General features: G+C 71.7%; 13 protein-coding genes. 2 read left to right on the plus strand and 11 right to left on the minus strand.

Annotated features, from left to right (window positions below; genetic code table 11):
- Window positions 1–14: 14 nt before the first annotated feature.
- Window positions 15–5,003, minus strand: coding sequence for a non-ribosomal peptide synthetase (locus D7V97_RS04960; protein WP_120609429.1), 4,989 nt, complete (start codon window positions 5,001–5,003; stop codon window positions 15–17).
- 478 nt (window positions 5,004–5,481) lie between these two features.
- Between D7V97_RS04960 and mprF the strand changes: the two genes are divergently transcribed.
- Complete coding sequence (gene mprF, locus D7V97_RS04965; protein WP_120609430.1) at window positions 5,482–8,028, plus strand: bifunctional lysylphosphatidylglycerol flippase/synthetase MprF; 2,547 nt, start codon at window positions 5,482–5,484, stop codon at window positions 8,026–8,028.
- Complete coding sequence (locus D7V97_RS04970; protein ID WP_120609431.1) at window positions 8,025–9,566, plus strand: AcvB/VirJ family lysyl-phosphatidylglycerol hydrolase; 1,542 nt, start codon at window positions 8,025–8,027, stop codon at window positions 9,564–9,566. The genes mprF and D7V97_RS04970 overlap by 4 nt, the downstream gene beginning before the upstream one ends.
- Window positions 9,567–9,581: 15 nt before the next feature.
- Here D7V97_RS04970 and D7V97_RS04975 read toward each other — a convergent pair whose 3' ends face one another.
- The 10 genes from D7V97_RS04975 to D7V97_RS05020 all read right to left on the minus strand — a co-directional run bounded on the left by D7V97_RS04975 (window position 9,582) and on the right by D7V97_RS05020 (window position 21,702).
- Window positions 9,582–9,974 (minus strand): hypothetical protein, encoded by a 393-nt coding sequence (locus D7V97_RS04975; RefSeq protein ID WP_120609432.1) that lies wholly within the window; start codon window positions 9,972–9,974, stop codon window positions 9,582–9,584.
- A gap of 79 nt (window positions 9,975–10,053) precedes the next feature.
- The gene (locus tag D7V97_RS04980; RefSeq protein ID WP_120609433.1) at window positions 10,054–11,073 is read right to left on the minus strand and encodes a hypothetical protein; all 1,020 of its coding nucleotides are present in this window, start codon (window positions 11,071–11,073) and stop codon (window positions 10,054–10,056) included.
- Window positions 11,074–11,173: 100 nt separating this feature from the next.
- Window positions 11,174–11,554 carry a two-component system response regulator gene (locus D7V97_RS04985; protein ID WP_120609434.1) on the minus strand — a complete coding sequence of 127 codons (381 nt, stop codon included), beginning with the start codon at window positions 11,552–11,554 and terminating at the stop codon, window positions 11,174–11,176.
- An 87-nt stretch (window positions 11,555–11,641) separates the two neighbouring features.
- Window positions 11,642–13,024 carry an MATE family efflux transporter gene (locus tag D7V97_RS04990; protein WP_120609443.1) on the minus strand — a complete coding sequence of 461 codons (1,383 nt, stop codon included), beginning with the start codon at window positions 13,022–13,024 and terminating at the stop codon, window positions 11,642–11,644.
- Between the two features lie 108 nt (window positions 13,025–13,132).
- On the minus strand, window positions 13,133–13,489 hold the full coding sequence (locus D7V97_RS04995; RefSeq protein ID WP_120609435.1) for a response regulator transcription factor: 357 nt from the start codon (window positions 13,487–13,489) through the stop codon (window positions 13,133–13,135).
- Window positions 13,486–15,108: an ATPase domain-containing protein gene (locus D7V97_RS05000; protein WP_120609444.1), complete on the minus strand. Its 1,623-nt coding sequence runs from the start codon at window positions 15,106–15,108 to the stop codon at window positions 13,486–13,488. The genes D7V97_RS04995 and D7V97_RS05000 overlap by 4 nt, the downstream gene beginning before the upstream one ends.
- A 20-nt stretch (window positions 15,109–15,128) precedes the next feature.
- Window positions 15,129–16,262, minus strand: coding sequence for a hybrid sensor histidine kinase/response regulator (locus D7V97_RS05005; RefSeq protein WP_233582517.1), 1,134 nt, complete (start codon window positions 16,260–16,262; stop codon window positions 15,129–15,131).
- A gap of 136 nt (window positions 16,263–16,398) precedes the next feature.
- A complete protein-coding gene (locus tag D7V97_RS05010) occupies window positions 16,399–18,312 on the minus strand; it encodes an RICIN domain-containing protein (RefSeq protein ID WP_120609445.1) in 1,914 nt (637 codons plus the stop codon).
- Window positions 18,313–18,363: 51 nt separating this feature from the next.
- Window positions 18,364–20,634: an FUSC family protein gene (locus tag D7V97_RS05015; RefSeq protein WP_233582518.1), complete on the minus strand. Its 2,271-nt coding sequence runs from the start codon at window positions 20,632–20,634 to the stop codon at window positions 18,364–18,366.
- Between the two features lie 30 nt (window positions 20,635–20,664).
- Window positions 20,665–21,702 carry an ATP-grasp domain-containing protein gene (locus D7V97_RS05020; RefSeq protein WP_120609437.1) on the minus strand — a complete coding sequence of 346 codons (1,038 nt, stop codon included), beginning with the start codon at window positions 21,700–21,702 and terminating at the stop codon, window positions 20,665–20,667.
- Between the last annotated feature and the right edge of the window lies 1 nt (window position 21,703).

Raw genomic sequence — 21,703 nt, forward strand, 5'->3', positions numbered from 1 at the left:
GGGGACGGCGGAACTCAGGAGGCGCGGGGGCGCGCGGTCGGAGCGGTGTCGAGTGCCTGGGCGACCTCGGCGTCGCTGAGGGCGCCGATGTCGTCGATGAGGGCCTGCTCGATGCGTTCGGCGAGCGCGGCGAGGACGGGGGCCTCGAAGAGCACCCGCACGGAGAGGGACAGCTCGAAGCGCTCGCGCACCCGGGCCATGACCTGGGTGGCGAGGATGGACTGGCCCCCGAGCGCGAAGAAGTCATCCTCCACGCCCACCGTGGGCAGGCGCAGCACCTCGCACCAGATCTCCACGAGGATCTCCTCGGTGAGCGTGCGCGGGGCGACGGGCGGCGCGGTCCGCTGGAGCGCGTCGTGCGCGGGGACGGGCAGCGCGCGGCGATCCACCTTGCCGTTGGGCGTGCGGGGGAACGCCTCCAGCGCGATGAAGGCCGAGGGCACCATGTGTTCAGGCAGCCGTTCGCGCAGGAAGCGCGGGAGCACGTCCAGGGCGGGCGTCGTGCCTGGAGTGCCGAGGACGTAGGCGATGAGCTGCTTGCCGCCCGGGCCCCGTTCGTGGACGGCGACCAGGGCCTCGTGCACGCCGGGATGCTGGCGCAGCGTGGCTTCGATTTCGCCCAGCTCGATGCGGAAGCCGCGGATCTTCACCTGATCATCCACGCGGACCACGAACATCAGCGAACCGTCCGGCAGGAAGCGCGCGAGGTCGCCCGTGCGGTACAGCCGCGCGCCCGGCGTGTGCGCGAACGGATCCGGGAGGAACCGGTCCGCGGTGAGGTCCGGCCGGCCCAGGTAGCCGCGCGCCAGCCCCGCGCCCGCGATGTACAGCTCGCCCGTCACGCCCGGAGGCACGGGCTCGTGGCGCGCATCGAGCACGTACACGCGCGCGTGCGGGATGGGACGGCCGATGGGAGGCGCGCCGCCGCCGGGCTGGCAGCGGGCCATCGTGGTGCAGATGGTCGTCTCCGTGGGCCCGTAGGCGTTGATGAACCGGCGGTCCCTGGCCCAGCGGTCCACCAACTCGGCGGAGCACGCCTCGCCGCCCGCGATGACGGAGCGCAGCGCGGGCAGCTCCGTGGCGGGCAGGGTGGCCAGCACGGACGCGGGCAGCACGATGACGGTGACGGCCTCCTTGCGCAGCAGGTCCGCGAGCTCCGGACCGCCCACCACGTCCGGCGGACGCAGCAGCAGCTTCGCGCCCACCGCGAGCGTCATGAAGACGTCCGACACGGAGACGTCGAAGCCGAACGACACGAACTGCAGCACGGTGCTGTCCGGGAAGATGCCGAAGCCCTCAATCTTCGCGAGCACCAGGTTGTAGAAGGCCCGGTGCTCCACCTCGACGCCCTTGGGGCGGCCCGTGGAGCCGGAGGTGTAGATGACGTAGGCCAGGTGCTCCGGTCCCACGCCGCTGTCCACCGGAGTGGAGGGCGCGCGCGCCAGGGCATCCGCGTCGCCCGTCCAGTCCACCACCGTTGGCGCCGGAGCACCCTGGGCCGCGATGCTCGCGACCAGCGTCTTCGCCCGTGCGCCCAGGCCCGAACCGGACACCACCGCGCGCATGCGCGAGTCGGTCATCATGAACGTGAGCCGGTCGTCCGGATGCGCGGGATCCAGCGGCACGTACACACCGCCCGCCTTCACGATGCCGAGCACCGCGCAGACCAGCTCCGGGCTCCGCTCCATCAAGAGCCCGACGCGCACCTCCGGTCCCACGCCCAGGCCGCGCAAGTGCGAGGCGACCTTGTTGGCGCGGGCCTCCAGCTCGCCGTACGTCCAGCGCACGTCGCCGGACTGCACCGCGATCTTCTGGGGCTCGCGGCGAGCCTGCGCTTCAAAGAGGACGTGGCTGCACCCCACGGGTGCCTGGGTGCCGGTGTCGTTCCAGGACTCCAGCATCCGCTGCCGCTCCCCGGCGGAGAGCAGGGGCAGGGTGTCGAAGGGTTGATCAGGCCGGGCGACGGCCGCGCCCAGGAGCGCCACGAAGTGGTCGAACATCCGCGCGGCGGTGCCGGGCTCGAACAGGTCGATGTTGTATTCGAGCGAGAAGGTGGGCCCCTCCGGCGGGAAGTCGACCACGAGCGTGAGGTCGAAGCGGGCCTTGTCGGTGTGGATCTCTCCCGCGGAGGCGACCGTCAACCCTGGCTGGAGTCGGGCCGGCGCGGGGCTGTCCTGCACCACGAGCATCACCTGGAACAGCGGTGAGTGGGACAGCTCGCGCCGCGCACCGAACGCGCCCAGCACGTCGTTGAAGGGCAGCGCGCCGTGCTCGTAGCCGGCGAGCGCGACCCTCCGCACGCGCGTGAGCAGTTCGCGGAACGTGGGCGTTCCCTGGAGATCGATCCGCAGCGCGAGCGTGTTGACGAAGAAGCCCATCAGCCCCTTCGCTTCGGGTGGCGCGCGCGCCGCGAACGGCGTGCCCACCACCACGTCCCGCTGTCCCGAGTAGCGCGACAGCCACGCGGTGTACGCCGCGAGCAGCGCCATGAACGGCGTGGCCTGCTCCCGTCGGCCCAGGGCCTCCAGGTCCGCGAGCAGCCCTCGGGGCACGGCGCGCGTCAGCGTGGCGCCGTGGAACGTCTGGACCGGCGGCCGGGGATGATCCGGCGTGAGCGCCAGCACCGGCAGCTCTCCGCCCAGGTGCTCCGTCCACCAGGACAACAGCCGCTCGCGCTCGGGGCCCTGGAGCTGCGCGCGCTCCCACGCGGCGACGTCGCGCGCCTGGACGGGGAGGTCCGCCAGCGGCGAGGGCCTGCCTTCCGCGAAGGCGGGGTAGAGCGCTTCCAGCTCCCGCAGCAGCAGGTCCACCGAAGCGCCGTCGAAGATGGCGTGGTGCGCGGTCAGCAGCAGGTGGGAGCGCTGGTCATTCCACCGCAGCAACAGCCCGCGCAGGAGCAGCGGCTGTCGCAGGTCGAAGGGCTTGCGCGCCTGGGCCTGCTCGCGGGCGTGGGCCTCCGCGCCCGGATCCGAGAGGTCCTTCAAGTCGACGACCTCCAACGGGAAGGGCCCGGGAGGAACGACGTGGAGGCGGGGCTGGCCGTCACGGGCGATGAAGCCCGTCCGCAGCACCTCGTGGCGGCGCAGCACCTCCGTGAGCGCCTGCGTCAGCACGGCGACGTCGAGCGCCCCCTGGAACTGGAGCCGCACGGACGTGTTGTAGAGCGCGGCGTCGTCAACGAGCTGGTCGATGATCCACAGCCGCTCCTGCGCGAAGGACAGCGGACCGTCCGTGTCCGGCGCGCGGGTGACGGGCGGCAGCGTGGAGCTGGGCGCGGCGTCCAGCCAGCGCGCAAGCCCGGCCAGCGTCCCGGTCTCCAGGACGACGCGCGGGGACACGTCGCGTCCCAGGTGCCGGCGCAGCTCCGTCACCAGCCTCGCGGCGAGCAGGGAGTGCCCGCCCAGGTCCATGAAGTGCTCATCCTTTTGCACGGACTCCAACCGCAGCACCTGCCGCCACACGGGAAGCAGGAGCGCTTCGGTGGGCGTGAGGGCGACGTCCTGGGTGGGCGCTCGCGGCTCGGCCTCCGGCACGGGCAGGGCGGCCCGGTCCACCTTGCCTGCCACGGTGAGCGGCAGGGACTCCAGGAGCACGAACGTCGCGGGGATCAGGGGCTCGGGGAGCTTCGCGCGCAGGGCCTGGCGCAGCGTCGCGGGCGTGGCGGCTCCGCGCGGCACCACATAGGAGACCAGCCGGCGCTCGGTGCCGGTGTCCTCGCGCAGCACGGTCACGCTCGCGCGAACCTCCGGGAGCAGGGCCAGGGCGGCGTCGATCTCTCCCAACTCCACCCGGTGCCCGCGCAGCTTCACCTGCTGATCCGCGCGGCCCAGGAACTCCAGCGCGCCCTCCTCGCCCGTGCGTGCCAGGTCTCCGGTGCGATACATCCGCGCGCCCGGGGTCGGGCTGAACGGATCCGGGAGGAACTGGCGCGCCGTGAGCGCGGGGTCGTCCTGGTAGCCGCGCGCCAGCGTCTCGCCTCCGATGAAGAGGGCTCCGGGCGTGCCAGGGGCCACGGGTCGCAGCGCTGCATCGAGCAGGTGGACGGACACGCCGTCGAAGGGCCTGCCGATGGCCAGCGGTGCGCTGCCTTCCGCGAGGATGCGCTGCCGCGTGACGAAGACGGTCGTCTCCGTAGGGCCGTAGCAGTTGACGAAGGCGAACGGCGCGGAGGCGTGCGGACGGACGCGCAGCGCCTCGCCGCCGGTGAGCACCGCGCGCAGGGTCGGGGCCGCGGGCCAGGACAGCGAGGCGAGCTGTTCGCCCAGCGCGGTGGTCAGGAAGCAGACGTGGATGGCCCGCTGCACCAGCCACTGCTGGAGCCGCTCCGGCACCAGTCGCGCGGTGTCGTCCGGCACGTGGAGACTCGCCCCCGCGGCGAGCGCGGGCCACACCTCCAGCACGGAGGCATCGAACGCGGGCGACGCGAGGAACGACACGCGATCACCGGGCGCGAGCGCGAACTCGCGGACGAAGGCCTCCGTGAAGTGCCGCACGGCCCCGTGGGTGACGGCCACGCCCTTGGGGCGCCCCGTGGTCCCCGACGTGTAGATGACGTAGGCGAGGCGCTCCGACGTGAGGGCGACCCCGGGCGTCACCCGGATCCGGGGACCCGAGGGCAGTGGCGCCGAAGGGTCGACGACGACGGTGCTCCGCCCCTCCTGCCCGGGCAGCGGCTGCCCGTCGGTGACGAGCACCCGGGCATCCGAGTCCTCCAGCACGGTCGCGAGCCGCTCCGCCGGCCAGGCGGAGTCCAGCGGCACGTACACCGCCCCGGCCTTGAGCGTGCCCAGCAGCGCGATGATCAGCGCCGGCCCTCGGGGGGCACACACGGCGACCCGGTCCTCGGGCCCCACGCCCAGGGCCTGGAGCTGAAGCGCGAGCACCTCCGCGCGTGCATCCAGCGCCCCGTAGGTCAGTCGCTGGTCATCGGTGACCACCGCCAGCGCGTCGGGCGTCCGCGTGGCCCGGGCTTCGACCAGGGCCGTGAGCCAGGAGGCTTCCATGGGAGAGGAACGGGCGGCATGACCCGCTCCCGGTTCAGCCGGGAAGACAGGTTTGTCTGGAGATGACACGGGGGCTGTCTCTCACGATGTGATGCCGGAAAGCCTGGGTGGAGGGGGTTCCATGCCCTTGCTGGATTGCCGGCGATTGGGAAGCATCCGGGATGTTACCGGATCGTTCTCGCCGCTGGCCAGATGCGCGTGAATGCCCGTCGTCCCAGGTTGGAAGCGCCCCTCGGCCAACGTGCAGGGAAGGGATGTGTCACATCGGGTTCGCATGGAACGATGTGGCTCCCTGGTGCAACTGATTGCATCGGAAACCCTGTCCGTCTTCAATCGCAGGCGCCCGGAGCCAATTCCTGCCCGGAAGGGTGGGGCGGAATGCCCCGGGTGGGGCATTTCGGGCACGGCCTTGCCCCTGTGTTCCACTCCATGGCGCGTGGCACGCGGAGTGCTGTGGCTCCCGTCGGGAGACCCGGGCATGCCGAAGGTGCAACGCTTCTTCATCACCGTGCTGCCGCTGCTGCTGCTGGGCGTGGCGGCGTACGTGCTGCACCGCGAGCTGTCCCATTTCCGGCGCGAGGATGTGACCGCGGGGCTCGCGGCAGTTCCCACGGCGCGCATCCTCCTGGCGCTGCTCGTCACGGCCGTGAACTACGTGGCCCTCACGCTGTACGACGTGCTGGCACTGGGCCACGCGGGGCACCGGTTGCCCTACCCCCGGGTGGGGTTCACGTCCTTCGTGGGCTATGCCTTCGGCCACAACCTGGGCGCGTCGTTCCTGAGCGGCGGCTCGGTGCGCTACCGCCTGTATTCCGCCTGGGGGCTCACCGCGCTGGACGTCGCGCGGGTGTCCGCCTTCAACGCGCTCACGTTCTGGCTGGGGCTCGCGGCCGTCACCGGCACGTCGTTGCTCGTGGAAGGCGGCGGCGGGGTGCTGTCCTTCCCTCCGCTCCTGGCGCGCGGTCTGGGCGGGGTGCTGTGGTGGGTGCTCGCGGGCTACTTCGTGGCCTGCGCCGTCGTGCGCAAGCCGCTGCGCGTGCGCGGGCTGGAGTGGACGCTTCCGACGCCCGCGCGGGCGCTGGCGCAGTTGGTGGTGTCGTGCGGCGACTGGCTGCTGGCGGCGTCCGTGCTGTGGGTGCTCCTGCCCGCGGACAGTGGCGTGTCCCTGCCGTCGCTCACCGCGCTGTTCGCGCTGGCGCAGTTGGCCGGCATCGTCAGCCAGGTGCCCGCGGGCCTGGGTGTCTTCGAGACGGTGATGCTGTCGGCGCTCACGCCGCATGTCCCCGCGCCACAGGTCGTGGGCGTGCTGCTCGTCTACCGGCTCGTCTACTACCTGGTGCCCTTCACCGTGGCGGCGCTCCTGCTCGCGGGCCATGAGGTGTGGCAGCGCCGTCACCACCTCTCGCGGCTGGCGCAGGTGGTGCACAGCTCGTTCGCGCCGGTGGTGCCCTGGGCCGCGTCGGCGGTCGCGTTCGTGGCCGGCGCGGTGCTGCTGTTCTCCGGCGCCACCCCGGCGGAGACGGAGCGGCTGGCGGTGCTGCGTCGGTGGGTGCCGCTTCCGCTCCTGGAGGTGTCGCACCTGCTGGGCAGTCTGGTGGGGCTGTCGCTGCTGCTGCTCGCGCGTGGGCTCCAGCGGCGGCTGGACGCGGCCTACGTGCTGACGCAGGTGCTGCTGGTGGCCGGGGCGGTGTTCTCGGTGGTGAAGGGCGTGGACTACGAGGAGGCGTCGCTGCTGCTCCTCCTGGCCGCGGCGCTGGCGCCGTTCCATCAACAGTTCTACCGGCACACGTCGCTCTTCGCGGAGGCCTTCAGCCCGGGGTGGCTCCTGGCGGCGGTGGCGGTGGTGGGCGCGTCGGTGTGGCTGGGGTTCTTCTCGTACCGGCACGTCGGCTACAGCCATGATCTCTGGTGGCAGTTCACCTTCTCCGGCGACGCGCCGCGCTTCCTGCGCGCGAGCGTGGGCGTGCTGGGCGTCACGGCGGTGGCGGGTGTGGCCGCGCTCCTGCGTCCGGCCAGCCCGCGCACGCACCCTCCCACGACGGAGGAGCTGCGGCGGGTGCGGCCCCTGGTGGCGAACGCGTCGGAGTCCATGGCGTCGCTGGCGCTGGTGGGGGACAAGTCGCTCCTGCTCGACGACGCGGGCTCCGCGTTCCTCATGTATGGCGTGTCCGGCCGCGCCTGGGTGTCCATGGGGGACCCCGTGGGGCCCGCGGATGCGGCGACGGAGCTGGCGTGGCGCTTCCGCGAACTGGCGGACCGGCACCACGGCTGGGCGTGCTTCTACCAGGTCGGCCCCGGCGCGCTGCCGCGCTACCTGGACCTGGGGCTGACGCTGCTCAAGCTGGGCGAAGAGGCCACGGTGCCGCTCACGGACTTCTGCCTCGAAGGGCCGGAGCGCCGGGGGCTGCGCCAGGGCCTGCGCCGCCTGGAGCGCGAAGGCTGGACCTTCGAGGTGAAGCCGCGCGAGTCCGTGCCCGAGCTGCTGCCCCGGCTCCAGGCCATCTCCGACGCGTGGCTCGCGGAGAAGCACACGCGGGAGAAGGGCTTCAGCCTGGGCTGGTTCTCCCCGCGCTACCTGGAGCAGGGGCCGGTGGCCGTGGTGTGCAAGGACGGCGTCCTCACGGGCTTCGCCAACGTGTGGGCTCCGGACACGAAGGAGGAGCTGAGCGTGGACCTCATGCGCTACCTGCCCGGCAGCCCGCACGGCGCCATGGACTACCTCTTCACGTCGCTGATGCTGTGGGGCCATCAGCAGGGCTTCCGCCGCTTCAACCTGGGCATGGCGCCCTTCAGCGGCTTCGGGGAGCGCACGCTCGCGCCCGCGTGGAACCGGCTGGGCGCGCTCGTGTTCCGGCACGGCGAGCACTTCTACAACTTCCAGGGGCTGCGCCAGTACAAGGAGAAGTTCCGTCCGGAGTGGGCGCCGCGCTACCTGGCGTCGCCGGGCGGGCTCGCGCTGCCGGGAGTGCTCGCGGGCGTGGCCTCGCTGGTGTCGCGCGGGCTGGGAGGAGTGGTGTCGCGATGAAGACCCGCGCGGGCTGGTTCGTGGTGGGGGCGGTGGTGGCGCTGTCCGTGGCCCTGCTCCCCGGAGCCCAGACCTGCGCGGCGCCGACCGCCCCGGTGGCCCCGACGGCTCCGCGGCCTGCCCCCGTTCCGGAACCCGCGGCGCCGCGCGTCGAGACGCTGCACCCCGGAGGCCGCTTCGGCCACGTCACGGTGGTGACGCCCGCGCGGGCGCCCACGACGGTGGCGCTCCTGCTGGCGGACGGCCCCGCGGATCAGGGGCGGGGCCTGGAGCTGGCACGGTCCCTGGCATCGCGCGGCGCGCTGGTGCTCGCGGTGGACGCGAACGCCTACCTGCGCGCGCTGGAGAAGGGCTCGCGGTGCGCGTATCCGGCCGGCGACCTGGAGGTGCTCAGCCAGGGCTACCAGCAGCACGCGAAGCTGCCCGAATACCTGCACCCCGTCGTCGTGGGGGACGGCGTAGGCGCGGCGCTGGCCTCCGCGGCGCTCGCCCAGGCTCCGCCGGGGACATTCCGGGGCGCGGTGAGCGTGGACTTCACGCCGGACCTGATGACGTCCGCGGCCTTCTGTCCGGGCGCGGGCCTCGTGCGATCCCGCGCGGAGAAGGGCACCCACGAACGGCTCGCCCCGGCGCGCACGCTGCAAGAGCCCTGGGTGTTGCTCGTCGCGGAACACGACGCGGGCCACCGCGTGAAGGCCGCGCATGATTTCATCCGTGCCCTGAAGCCCGGCCGCGTGCTGACGGTGCCCGGCCCTGGCCTGCGCCGCATGCCCGTGTCCGCATGGCAGGACGCCCTGTGGGCCGCGTACGCCGCCGCCGCCGTGCCGCTCGACTCCGAACACCTGCCTCCCGTCGCGACGCCGCTCCCTCCGGACGCGGGCCCGGGCGCCCTCGTGGGGAATGCGTCCGTGGACGGGCTGCCCCTGATCGAGGTGCCGTCGAAGGGGGAAGGGGACACCCTGGCACTCGTCGTCACCGGGGACGGCGGCTGGGCCAGCCTGGATCATTCGGTGGCCGAAGCGCTGGCCGCGCAGGGCCTCCCCGTCGTGGGCCTGAACTCGCTGCGCTACTTCTGGAAGCGCCGCACGCCAGAGGAGACGGCCGAGGACGTGGCCCGCGTGCTGCGGCACTTCCTTCCCGCCTGGGGCAAGCAGCGCGTGGTGTTGTTGGGCTACTCGCGCGGCGCGGACGTGGTACCGCTCATCGCCTCGCGGCTGCCCGAGGACCTGCGAAGCCGGCTGCGGCTCCTCGTGCTGATCGCGCCCGGCAAGGAGGCGGAGCTCGAGGTGCACGTCACCGACATCTTCGGAGGCAAGGGGCGCCCCACGCACCCCGTGCTCCCGGACGTGCAGGGGCTGAAGGGCCTCCCCGTGCTCTGCCTCTACGGCGACGAGGAGCGGTCCGACAGCCTCTGTCCTTCCCTCTCCGACGTGCCCGGCGCGAGCGCCACGCTGCTCAAGGGCGGGCACCACTTCGACGGGGACTACGCCGCCCTCGCGCGCCTCGTGTTGCAGGCGCTGGGCGCGGCGTCCCCCTGAGCGTGCCTTCCCGGACTACGTGGTGAAGAGCACCAGCACGAAGGTGTTCGACTTCGGCAGGTGGAACACGGTGCCCTGGTTCAGGGGGGACTTGAAGAAGGGCGCCGCCTCGTAGGCGGTGGCCTGCTTCAGCGCCTCGCGGGTGGCCTCCGGCAGCCAGCCGCCGTCATCCACCTTCGCCGTCAGCCGCGTGGGCTTCAGCGTGGACAGCAGCGCCTGGACGTCCGCGGCCGGGTACTCCAGCACGGCGAGCAGCTGCGTGTCCGTGGGGCCCAGGCCGCCCGGGATGCCCCGCGCGGAGCTGCGCCACTGCACCGCCTGGGGGCGGCGCGGCAGCGTCACGAGCTTCTGCAGCGTCTCCAGGTCCGTCCCCGTCTTCGCGGCCGGAGCGGCCGTCTCTGTCGTCATGGATGCACTCCCGGCAGCAGGCTTGTCGTCACAGGCCAGCGAAACACACCCCAGCAGCAGGGTGGAAGCGAGCGCGCGCCTAGCGGCCGCCGATGGGACGCGAGACCGCATTCTCAGGGCTCCCCTGGGTCCAGGTCACCTGACGCTGGAGCGTGCCGTAGTTGGTGTACTGGTGCCCCAGGCCGGTCCGCTCCAGCCGCCCGTTGGCCGCGTCCGGCGCGCCCGTGGCGATGTCGTGCTGGCCCGGGTTGAAGTTGTAGCGGTCCTCCGCGTGCAACGTCATGTCCATGGAGAAGCGCGGCTGCCCACCCGGCTGCTCCGGCGGGTAGACGGTGACGGTGGCGCTGTTCCACACGTTGTGGCCGCCAATGGCCTTCTGCCAGTTCTCCGTCTCCGGGTACGGGAACTGCTCGCTGGAGCCCACCGGAATCTGCGAGCCGGTGATCTGGAACGTCACCGGCCGGTTGGCGAGCGACGGATCATTCGCGACGAGCTGGTTGTAGTAGGCCTCCGCGCCCTGCTGCGTGTCGCGGGTGGAGTTGGTGAGCACCGCCTGGCCCGCGGGGTCCGTGGACACGAAGCGCTCGTAGCTGAAGTGCCGGTCCGCGCCGTTGCCGTGCAGGAAGTGGTCGTACGTGTCCAGGCCGTCCGGGATGTTGTTGTGCGGCACGCCCGGCACGCCCTGGATGGCGCGCCCCGCGGCCAGCCGGCCCTCCCACTCGGCCCGCGCCGCGTAGTCGCCCACGCCCGGGCTCTGGGTGGCGATGGGGGTCCGGTCGTTGGGGTCGTTCGGGTTCTGCAGGAAGCCGTTGTCGTGGTGGATGTCCGGCCGCTGCGGCGGGCCTGCCTGGTAGGTGGCCACCGTGTCGGTCGTCACCACCTGCGTGCCGGCCGTCCCCACGGGCAGCGGCGTGGTCGCGGGCGTGGGCGAGCCCAGCGCGGGCGTGCCCCGGCGTCCGGCCGTGGCGGACTCGAAGGTGTCGGAGGTGCGGCTCGTGCCAGGAGGGGCAGGGGGCGGCGGAGGAGGGCGGACCTCCTGGGTCCGGGCCTGCTGCACACGCGCGGATGCACTGCCACTCGCTTCGCCGATTCTGGACATGAAGACTTCCCCCTCGAACCACCGTCGTGACGGTGGTGGCCGTTGGAGGATTATCGCCCGGTTGCGCCCCGAGTTGCGTGGAACCGGACGTCCCGCCCGCTCAATGCCGGGCGCGGTAGCGGTCCACGGCGGCCAGGAGCACCTCCGTGCGCACCGGCTTGCCCAGGAGCCCCACCGTCCCGGGCAGGGGCGCCTGGAGGTCCGGGTCCGCCGTCAGCGCCAGCACCGGCAGCCGGGGCCCGGACTCCAGCCCCTTCAGGCGCGACAGGAAGGCCTGGTCCTCCGGGTTGCGCAGCATCAGGCTCAGCAGCACGAGTGCGGGACGCCGGGGCAGCCGCGTCAGCACGTCCAGGGCCTGCATGGCGGTGGCCACCGACAGCACCGTGTAGCCCTCCAACACCAGGAGGGCCACCAGCGCCTCACGCAGGTCGTCGTAGCCTTCCACGACGAGCAACGTCGACCGATGGTCCAGGGCGTCCACCGCTGAACCTTATACCTCCGGGCCCCCCGGGTGCACGCCGGGGGCCCGACGGGTGGGCAGGAGAGGAGGCTGGCAGACACTCCGGCGCTAGTGTGCCAGCACCGGCGGCGCCTCCAGCGGCGTCACCAGCGACTGGCGCTCCCACGCCCGGCTGCGCCAGCGCAGCCACATGGCCAGGCCGCGCGTCCACTCGTCCGCGGCCACCGCGAGCCACACGCCGGCCAGCCCCAATTGCAGGTGGAAGACGAGGAAGTAGCCCAGGGGCACGCTCATGCAGACCATGGAGAGCACCCCCATGTAGACGGGGAAGGTGGCGTCGCCCGCGGCGCGCAGCGCGTTCACCAGCACCAGGTTGAACGAGCGCCCCGTCTCCAGGACGAGGCTCAGCACCAGCACTTGCGACGTCATTCGCAGGATGTCCCCGTCGTGCGTGAAGAGGTGGATGAGCGGCTCGCGGAAGAGGATGGCCGTCAGGTCCACGCCCACGGTGATGGCCACGCTCCACTTGAGGCTCGTCAGCACGCGCGCGTACGCGTCCGCGGAGCGGTTCGCGCCCACCAGCCGCCCGACGATGATGGACGTGCCCATCCCGATGGCGAGGCTGCACAGGAACACGTACTGCGACATCGCGTTGGCGTACTGCCGCGACGCGAGCGCCGCCGGGCCCAGGAACGTCACGTAGTACAGGAACACGGTCTGGCACCCGTGGTACGTCAGCTGCTCCACCGCCGACGGCACGCCCACTCGCAATATCTTCCGCACGTACTCGCGCGTCAGCGCCACGAAGTCGCGGCGGGCCATGCGCACGTCCATCACGCGGTAGAGCAGCCACCCGAAGACGCCCAGCGCGAGCGCGCGGCTCAGCACCGTGGACATCGCCGCGCCCGCCACACCCTGTCCCGGCACGCCGAGGTGCCCGAAGATGAGCACCCAATTGCCCAGCACGTGCACCACGTTCATGCCCATGGCCACGAACATGGACTGCCGCGTGAAGCCGTACGTGCGGATGAGGCTGGAGAAGACGTTGATGAGCGCCTGCAGGAAGAGGAACCCGCCCGCGATGTGCCAGTAGGTGCGCGCGTACGACAGCGTCTGCGCCTCCAGGTTCATCCGCCCGAGGATGGTGTCGCCCGACAAGAGCAGCCCGGCGCTCACCGTCAGCCCCAGCAGGAAGTTCATCGTGATGGCCTGCGCCGCGATGCGCGACGCCTCCGCGCCCCGCTTCGCGCCCAGGTACTGGGACACGACGATGGACGCGCCGTGGCTCACCACCTCCATGATGAGGATGCAGATGAAGACGTACTGGTTGACGACGCCCACCGCGGACACGGCGGCGTCGGACACACCGCTGAGCATCAGCGTGTCCGCCGTGCCCATCAGCATGAAGAGGAAGATCTCGAAGAAGATGGGCCAGGTGAGCCGGAACAGGCCGGGCTCCTGACGGGAGTTCGCGACGACTTCAGTGTTCATGGAGGCGGGGCCCACTGTGCGCGAGCGCCCCCCTGTTTTCAACCAGCCGGGCAGGCGCCGGAAGGTGCACTCCGGCGCCCGGTTGGAGGTGCAAACACCCGGCTGCGTCTACGAGGAGGTGAGCCGGTTGACGGAGCTCACCAGGTCCCGCAGGGAGAAGGGCTTCTTGAGGAAGCCGGCCCAGCCCTGCTCCTCGGCCTTCGCCCTGGGCGGCTGGATGGCGCTCATCACGAGGATGGGGAAGGAGTGCTTCCCGTCCTTGTGGATGGCGTCGATGGTCTCGTAGCCATTCATCACCGGCATCATCACGTCGATGATGGCCAGGGAGGGCTCCACCTCCTTCAGCTTCTCCAGGGCCTCGCGGCCGTTGCCACAGATGACGACCCGGAACTGCTCCTCTTCCAGGATGGCCTGGACGGCCTCCGCGATGTCGAGTTCGTCGTCCACGACGAGCACGGTCTTCATGCGCGACTCCGGCGGGAGGTGCCTGCCGGGGACTTCTTCACCCCCTTGGCGGCCTTCTTCTTCGCGCCTCCCCGCGTGCCCAGCGGCGCCTTGACGGCGCTCTTGCGCGGGCTCCTCGCCGGAGGCACCGACGTCATGCGCGCGTGACCGGTGAGGATGCTCTCCGCGCTCTCGAAGGTGTCCGCGACGGTGATGCCGTCCTCGGAGATGGAGAACTCGCGGATGCCGCTGTCGTAGGCGCTCTCGCGCATCTTCATGATGGAGAGCAGCCGGTAGAGCTGCGAGCGCAGCTCCACGTAGCGCACGAGGATGACGTTCTCCACGGTGGCCGCGGCCTCCGGCTGGGGCATCTCCACGCCGGGGCTGAACAGGGGCGTCTCGTCCGAATACAGCGTGGTGACGTCCATCATCCGGAGCTGATGGGTGAGCGCGGAGAAGAAGCGGCCCATGCGGTCCGGGTACACGGCCGCGGAGCGGAAGCCCGCCACGCCGTCGATGAACAGCCGCAGCCGGGACACCTTGCGCTCCGCGATGCGCTCCAGGAGCCGCTCGGCGAGCGAGTCCAGGTTGTGCTCCAGGGGCGGCTGCCACTGGATTTCAATCAGCCCCTCGTCCACGTACTTCTTGAAGTCCTTCATGCCCGTGCCCAGGGCCTTCTCGATGAGGCGGGGGGGCGTTTCGTAGAAGCCGAAGTAGACCCCCGGCTGGCCCGCGCGCGCGCCTTCCAGGAGGAAGCGCAGGCCCAGCAGCGTCTTGCCGGTGCCGGGCGCGCCCAACAGCAGCGTGGTGGAGCCGGACAGCAGGCCCCCCTTCATCGCGTCATCCAGGCGGGGGATGCCAAAGGGCATGCGGATGCGGTCCTCGCGTCCCGCCGCGGCGGGGTGCGCGAACTGCACCTCCGTGCGCGGGTGGATGACGATGCCCTGGTCGGAGATCTCCACCTCGTGGCGACCCAGCAGCGACGGCCCGCCCCGGAACTTCACGGCGATGAGCTCGCGCACCGCGCGCGGCCCGTGCAGCCACAGGGACAGTTCGAAGATGCCGTCCACCGCGGTGTTCTCCGGGTGGATCTCCCCCGCGTGGTGCGGCGCCAGCAGCAGCGAGGTGCAGCCCAGGATGCTGCAGAAGGTCTGCAGGTCCTGGAGGAAGCGCTTGAAGGTCAGGTCCGAGCGGGCGAACTCCTTCGCCGCATCCATGCCGTCGATGATGAGCAGCGTGGTGCCGTGCTGCTGGGCGTTCTTGCGCACCAGATCCAGCAGTCCCCGGAGGCCCTCCTTCTCCAGCTCGCGGTACGCGCTGAGGTATTGCAGCCGCTCCGGGATGACGCTGGCGTCGAAGAACGTCATCTGCGACAGGTTCTCCAGCATGCGCCCGTGCGACTCGGTCAGCAGCGTCACGTAGAGGGCCTTGCCCCCGGTGCGCACGTGCTCGAAGGCGATCTGGTTGGCGAAGACCGTCTTGCCGGATCCCGGCGGCCCGATGATGGCGTAGGACGAGCCCTGGATGAGGCCGCCCTTGGTGATGAAGTCCAGCCGGGGCACATTGGTGACGAGCCGCTTCGTGGGCCTCCGGCCCTCCGCGGCTGTGGCACTGCCGTCACCGTCTCCTGTGTTCGACACGAATTGCTCTCCTTGGATGTTCAATAACGTCGGGTGAGGTGCAGGGGCAGCCGCAGTTCGAAGGTCGCGCCCTCGCCCAGGGCGCTCTTCACGGTGAGGGCGCCTTCGTGCGCGGTGGCGATCTCCAGGGCCAGGAAGAGGCCCAGGCCCAGCCCGTCGAAGCGGTCGCCGGTCGTCACCCGCTCGAAGCGGCGGAAGACGCGCGCCTGGTCCTCCGGCGCGATGCCCACGCCCTCGTCCCGCACCGTCAGCACCGCCTGGTCGCCGTGCGTCTCCAGGCGCGCGTGCGCGGGACGGCCCTCGCCGAACTTGATGGCGTTCGTCAGCAGGTGCCCCACGGCCTGCTCCAGCCGCAGCGGGTCTCCGAAGAGGAGCACGGGCTCCGGGGGCACCGTGGCCTCCAGGTCCACCCGCGCGCTGCGGGCCTGGGACTGGAGCCGCTCCACCTGTTCGAGCACGAGCCGGGACAGGTCCACGGTCTCCATGGTCAACTCCATGCCCCGGGTGGACAGGCGCGACACGTCCAGCAGGCTGTCCACCAGGTTCTGCAGGCGCGTGAGCTGGCGCACCGCGGGGGTGAGCCGCTTCTCCACGGGGCCGGTGGACACGGGGCCGTCCGCGTCGTTCACGACGAGCTGCACGGCGCGCTCCAGGTTGAGCCGCAGCACCGTCATGGGCGTCTTGAGCTCATGCGCCGCGATGCTGAGGAAGCGGTCGCGCGCGCGCACCGCGTCCCGGGCGCGGGTCTGCAGGCGCAAGAGCGCTTCGATGTTGGCCAGCAGCTCGTCCTCCGCCAGGGGCCGGGTCCAGTACGCATCCGCGCCCTGCGCGAGCCCCTTCACGCGGTCCTCGCGCCTCACGGACACGGATGACAGGTGCGCGATGAGCAGGTCGCGCGTGGCCTCGTCGGCGCGCAGGCGGCGGCAGACCTCGTAGCCGTCCACGTCCGGCATGTGCACGTCCAGCAGCACCAGGTCCGGCATCCCCTGCGCGAGCGTCAGCGCCTCCTGGCCGCAGGTGGCCTCGATGACGTGGTAGCCGCCCTGCCGCAGCGTGAGGCTGAGCAGGTACAGCGTCGCCGGGTCGTCGTTGACGTTGAGGACCGTGGTCCTCGAACGGGTGTTCGCATCTGACGGGAGGTCGGAGGTTTTCACGTGCCTGGGTGCCCGGGACAAAGTGGGTGCCCGCGCGGCGGATGGAACCATCCACCTTCAAAAAGTCCGCAACCCGTGTGCACGGCCGCCCGGGGGGTGTTGGGCTCTGGACGGAGCGCCTGTCCGCTGCCCGGCTTCAGGGCATGGCTTCCAGGCGGAACTGCTGGCAGTCGTTGTTGGCCCAGACCCACTGCTGGACGACGGCGCCGTCGCCGGTGTTCCAGCAGTTGGCCACGTCCAGCACCTTGCCGCTGTGGCGGGCCTCGAAGCGGGAGTAGCCCGCGGACGTCGCCACCGGCTTGAACTGCTGGTTGGCACCGCCCGACCAGGACCACTCCTGCACGCGCGCGCCGTCCGCCGCGCTCACGTCCGTCACGTCCATCACCTTGCCGCTGTAGCGCGACACCAGCCGCGAGTAGCCACTGTCGGTGGCGACGAGCGACCACTGCTGGCTTGCGCCCGTGTGGCACGTCCACTGGTGCAGCCCGGTGCCGTCCGCCGCGGACGGGCCGACGAGGTCCAGGCACTTGCCGGTGGCCTTGTTCACCAGCCGGTACCACGGGCCCTGCGTGCCGCCCGTCCCGCCCCACTGGAAGGACGCCACCGAGCGCGGCGGCAGGCTGTACTCGAACGCCTGCCCGGCCCAGCGGACCTTGAAGCTGAGGGTGGCGCCGTCATTGGAGTTGAGCGCGACGAGCGCGTGCGAGCCGTCCGGGTTGCGGAAGGCGAGCGTCTCGATGTTGTTGTTGCCCAGCGACGTGGCGTCCACGCGCACCGCGCCCGGCCGCACCACCTTCGCCAGGTGCGCCCACGCGTAGTACTCCTCGTTGCGCGTGTAGCTGCCGTTGCCGTTGTCCACGGTGAGCATGCCCCGGCAGTCCGCGCAGCCGCCCACGCGCGGCCCGTGGTTCGGATCCAACGCGATGTTCCAGTACAGCGACGTGCGCGCCCAGTGGCGCAGCGGCCCGAAGAGGTTGTTCTGGAGCGCCCACTCCAGATTCGCGGCGGCGTTCGTCGCCCAGAACCCGCCGGTGCACTCGGTGAAGTGCACCTCCTTGTTGGGGTACGCGTTCCGGAAGGCGGACTGCACGGTGTAGCTGCCCTCGGGGCTCTCGTAGCAGTGGTAGGACGCGCCCGCGACCGCCGACTGCGCCTGGCCGCCGTTGTAGGCCATCACCTCATGCGGGAAGCCCGCGGGGCCCGTGCCGTCGTGCCAGTTGTGGTCCCACGCGTGCAACTTCACGCTGGCGAAGCCCGCGGCGTTGAGCGCGGGGCGCAGGTGCTGCGCCGCGAAGACGGACTGGTCGTTGGACTCCATCTGCATCGTCGGGTAGCTGCCGTTGGCGTTGTGCGGCTCGTTCTGCATGCTCAGCGCGTGGATGGGCACGCCGTTCGCGTTGTACGCCTGCACGAAGCGCACGAAGTAGTTCGCGTAGGTGCCGTACAGGTCATTGCGCAGGTAGCCGCCGCCGGAGAGCGAGTTGTTGAACTTCATCCACGCGGGCGCGCTCCACGGCACCGCGAACACCTTCACCTCCGGGTTGATGGCGCGCGCCTGCTGGAGCACCGGCAGGATGTACGCCGTGTCGTGGCCCACGGAGAAGTCGTTCAGGTCGCAGCAGGTGTCGTCGTAGGTGTAGCTGTTGCGCGAGAAGTCCGACGCGCCCATGGGCAGGCGGATGACGCTGTAGCCCGCGCCCGCGCCCACGCTGAACAAGTCGTTGAGGATGGCCGTGCGCTGGGGCGAGTTGTAGATGAGCCACGCGGACGCATCCGTCATCGCGCCGCCGAACCCGTCCAGCGTCTGGTACGTCACGCCGTCGTTCACGTCGATGGCCGTCGCCGAGCCGCTCTCCGGGCCGAACGCCTTGTTCGCTTCGGCATTGAGCTTCTTCGCGAGCGTGCTGCCCGACGTCGTCGTCAGCCACACCCGCACGGACTCGTTCGCCGCGAGCGCGGCGGGGGGCGCGAGCGCGGAGGCCGCCAGCAACAGGCCCGTCAGGTGGGTGGGGACTCGGGACCGGAACGAACGGAGCGACACGAAGGACATGCGGGACTCCAACGACGAGGGGAGGCCGCGCAACCTATTCAAGCTGTTCTGCTATGTCTCGCTTGTCGTGGAAGACTGGGATGCGGCCGGAGCGGGTGCCGCGGCCTCCAGCCGGCGGGTGGCGGCGCCGTGGAGAACGGAGGCCTGGCGCGCGAGCCGCTCCAGCTGGGACTGGAGCAGGGGGGCCTCGGTGCCCAGGGCGAGCCCGGCCGTGTCCGGCGTCGGTACGTTCCAGCCGATCAGCGCGTCGAAGGTGGGCAGGGGGCGTGGGCGGCGGCCATGGAGGACGGCCTCCGCCAGGTCCTCCATCGCGCCGTCCATGGCGCGGCTGAAGCGGGCCAGGGCCTCCTGCACCGCGGGCGTGGAGGGCACGGAGCGCCGCGACGCGAGCAGGGTGCAGACGGCGGCGAAGCGGCGCGTGAACGCGAGCAGCGTCATCAGCGGCTCCAGGGCCTTGGTGCTCCAGCGCGGCTCGTTGAGCAGGCGCTGGAAGGACGTCTCCGCGTTGATGGTGGCGAGCCCCAGCTTGCGGCGCGCCTCCGCGAGCGCCACCGGCGCGGGCGCCTCACCCCGCTGCCACGCGGACGCCAGCACGTCGAAGAACTCCCGGTCCGCGCGCAGGGCCTCCGCCATCTGCGACGGAAAGCGCTCCTCCTCCGAGCGCTGCCACAGGAAGAACGTGCCCGCGAGCGCGAGCGCCCCGCCGATGAGCGTGTTGACGATGCGCACCGGCGCGAGCGTCCAGTCCCCGCTGCCCACCTCCGCGAGCAGCACGAAGGTGAGCGTGGCGAAGACGGTGAACAGCCCGTAGTTGAGCGGGATGAGGCTCACGCACAGGGCCGCGGAGCAGAACAGGAGCCCCATCATCGCGCGCGGATCCTGGAGCCACGACGCCACGGCGATGGCGAGGATGCCGCCCACCACGGTGCCCAGCACGCGCTGCAGCGCCTTGAGGACGGTGGGCCCGGTGTAGGGCTGCATCACGGTCAGCACGGTGATGGTGACCCAGTAGCTGTGGTTCGGCCGGAAGATGCTGGAGATCCACACCGCCGCCGTGGTGGTGAGGCCCACGCGCAGGGCGTGCCGCAGCACCTCCGACTCCAGCGTGAGGTGCGCGCGCACGGGCTCCCAGAGGGACGGGTTCGGCTCCTCCGCCAGCTCGCGGGTGGGCGGCAGCATGCCCGGCTCCACGGGGCCGGGCAGGCGGCACGCGGTGTCCAGCGCCACGTCCGCGCGCTCGCGCAGCTCCGTCACCAGCCGCGCCACGTCCCGCAGGCGCGCCCGCTCCAGCCGCGTCAGCAGGCCCCGCGCGTCCAGGTCCGTGAGCGCGTCGCTCAGCGCCCGGCCGTCCCACTCCGGCTGGGGCCTGCGGCTGCGGCCTTCCTGCTGCGTGAGCCGCACCAGGTCGCGCGCCGTGTGCGCGCAGTCCAGGAGGGCCACCGCCGCCGCCGCGCGCGGATCTCCCGCGGGTCCGCTTACCGGGGGGCCCAGGCTCTCCAGGTCTTCCGCCAGGGCGATGAGCCCCATGAACATCGCGTCCGCGGCCTCCAGCAACACCAGCAGTCGCTCACCGCGCCCGCGCTCCACACGGCCCTGGCGCGTGGCGGTGAGCGTGGTGCGCGCCACCTCCAGCGTCTCGCGGATGCGCCCGTGCTGCTCCTGGATGAGCGCCTGCCACGCGTCCTCGCGCGCGCCCTGGCACATGCGCGACAGCGCCTCCGCGTAGTCGGCCACCGCGTCGAAGCACTCCGCCACCGCCTTGCGCGCGGGCCGGTAGGGCCGGATGGGCCAGAGCACGAGCGACAGCACCATCGCCCACGCCGCGCCGGCCAGCAGCGTCGCGCCCGACAGCAGCGCGGCCCCGGGCCCCTCCACGGGCAGCGCCACGGCGATGACGAAGGTGGTGGCGGCGATGTTGCCCATGATGTTCGCCGCGGCGCCGTACACGCCCGCGAAGCTCCACGCCGTCACCCACACGAGCGTGAGCGGGATGGACAGCGCGGGGTGCATCCCCACGAGCCCGCCCATCACCGCGGCCACCGCCGCCGCCAGCGCCGTGCCGCCCATGGCCCGCGCCCGCGCGTGGTAGGAGCCGCCCTTGTCGACGAAGGACGTGTTGAAGCCACCCACGGCGAGCCACAGGCCTCCGGGCAGGTGCAGCGCGGTGCCCACGGCCATGGGCACGAAGGTGGCGAGCGCGGCGCGCAGGCCCGCCTTCACCGCGGGCCGCACGGGCGCGAAGCGGGCCACGGCCTTGGCATGCTCCAGGAGCTGACGGTGAATCACCCGTCTCCCATAGAGCACCGGCACCAGTCGGGCCACCGGAATCCGGGCCAGGGGCGCGGGGGACGTTCAGTGCGCGGCGGGAGTCGCGTCCCGCACGGGCGCACCGGCCGTGGCCCGGGGCCTCACGCCCAGGCCGTGCCGTCGGGCGGCCGTGTCCACGATGCGCTGCACGAGCGCGTCGTAGCCCATGCCGCGCTCCTTCGCCCCCATGGCCACCTCGCACTGCGTCTCCAGGTAGGGGTTGGGGTTCACCTCCAGCAGGTAGGGCTCGTTGGTGCGGCTGGAGACGCGGAAGTCGATGCGCGCGTAGTCCCGCAGCTTGAGCGCGCGGAACGCCGTCACCGCGGCGCGGCCAATGCGGCCCTGGAGTTCATCCGACAGGTCCGTGGGCAAGACGAGATGGGGACTGCCCGGCGACTCCGGCGCGAACTTCACCTCGCGGTTGGCGATCTTCATCCGCTTGCGGTTCCACCGCGAGCCGAAGTCCAGCTCCACCACCGGGAGGACCTCCGGATCCGCCGCGTCCCCGACGACACCCACGTACAGCTCGCGGCCCTCGATGAACTCCTCCGCCAGCGCCTCGTCGTCGTACTCCTCGCGGATCTTCTTCACCCGCCGCGCCAGCCCCTCCATGTCCTTCTCGACGCCCAGGCCCATGGACGCGTCCGAGCGCGCGGGCTTCACCACCAGCGGGAAGGACAAATCTCCATTCGTCTGGAACGACGTGCCGTCGAAGGTCGCGAAGCGCGGGGTGAGCACGCCGTGGAACTGGAGCAGCTGCTTCGTCAGCACCTTGTCCTGCGCGAGCAGCAGCCCCGCCGTGCCGGAGCCGGTGAAGGGCAGGCGCGCCAGCTCCAGGACGGCGGCGACGTTGACCTCCAGGCGGTAGTCCTCGGCGAACGTCTCGCAGAGGTTGAAGACCAGGTCCGCGCGGGCGCGCGTCACCAGCCGCACCAGGTCGGAGACGCTCTCGTCCACGCGCACGTCCACCGGCTCGTGGCCGGCCGCGCGCAGGGCCGCGCTCACCTGCGCCACCACGGCGTCGGGCGGTTCGTCCTTGGGCTGGTAGTGAAGGACGGCGATGCGAAGGGACTTCTGGGGCATG

Source organism: Corallococcus sp. CA053C (assembly GCF_003611675.1).
GTDB lineage: Bacteria > Myxococcota > Myxococcia > Myxococcales > Myxococcaceae > Corallococcus.

Excerpts from the sequence above, each read along its gene's own strand:
- D7V97_RS04960 (WP_120609429.1), bottom strand. The coding sequence starts at position 5,003 with ATGGAAGCCTCCTGGCTCACGGCCCTGGTCGAAGCCCGGGCCACGCGG.
- mprF (WP_120609430.1), top strand. The coding sequence starts at position 5,482 with ATGCCGAAGGTGCAACGCTTCTTCATCACCGTGCTGCCGCTGCTGCTG.
- D7V97_RS04970 (WP_120609431.1), top strand. The coding sequence starts at position 8,025 with ATGAAGACCCGCGCGGGCTGGTTCGTGGTGGGGGCGGTGGTGGCGCTG.
- D7V97_RS04975 (WP_120609432.1), bottom strand. The coding sequence starts at position 9,974 with ATGACGACAGAGACGGCCGCTCCGGCCGCGAAGACGGGGACGGACCTG.
- D7V97_RS04980 (WP_120609433.1), bottom strand. The coding sequence starts at position 11,073 with ATGTCCAGAATCGGCGAAGCGAGTGGCAGTGCATCCGCGCGTGTGCAG.
- D7V97_RS04990 (WP_120609443.1), bottom strand. The coding sequence starts at position 13,024 with ATGAACACTGAAGTCGTCGCGAACTCCCGTCAGGAGCCCGGCCTGTTC.
- D7V97_RS04995 (WP_120609435.1), bottom strand. The coding sequence starts at position 13,489 with ATGAAGACCGTGCTCGTCGTGGACGACGAACTCGACATCGCGGAGGCC.
- D7V97_RS05010 (WP_120609445.1), bottom strand. The coding sequence starts at position 18,312 with ATGTCCTTCGTGTCGCTCCGTTCGTTCCGGTCCCGAGTCCCCACCCAC.
- D7V97_RS05020 (WP_120609437.1), bottom strand. The coding sequence starts at position 21,702 with ATGCCCCAGAAGTCCCTTCGCATCGCCGTCCTTCACTACCAGCCCAAG.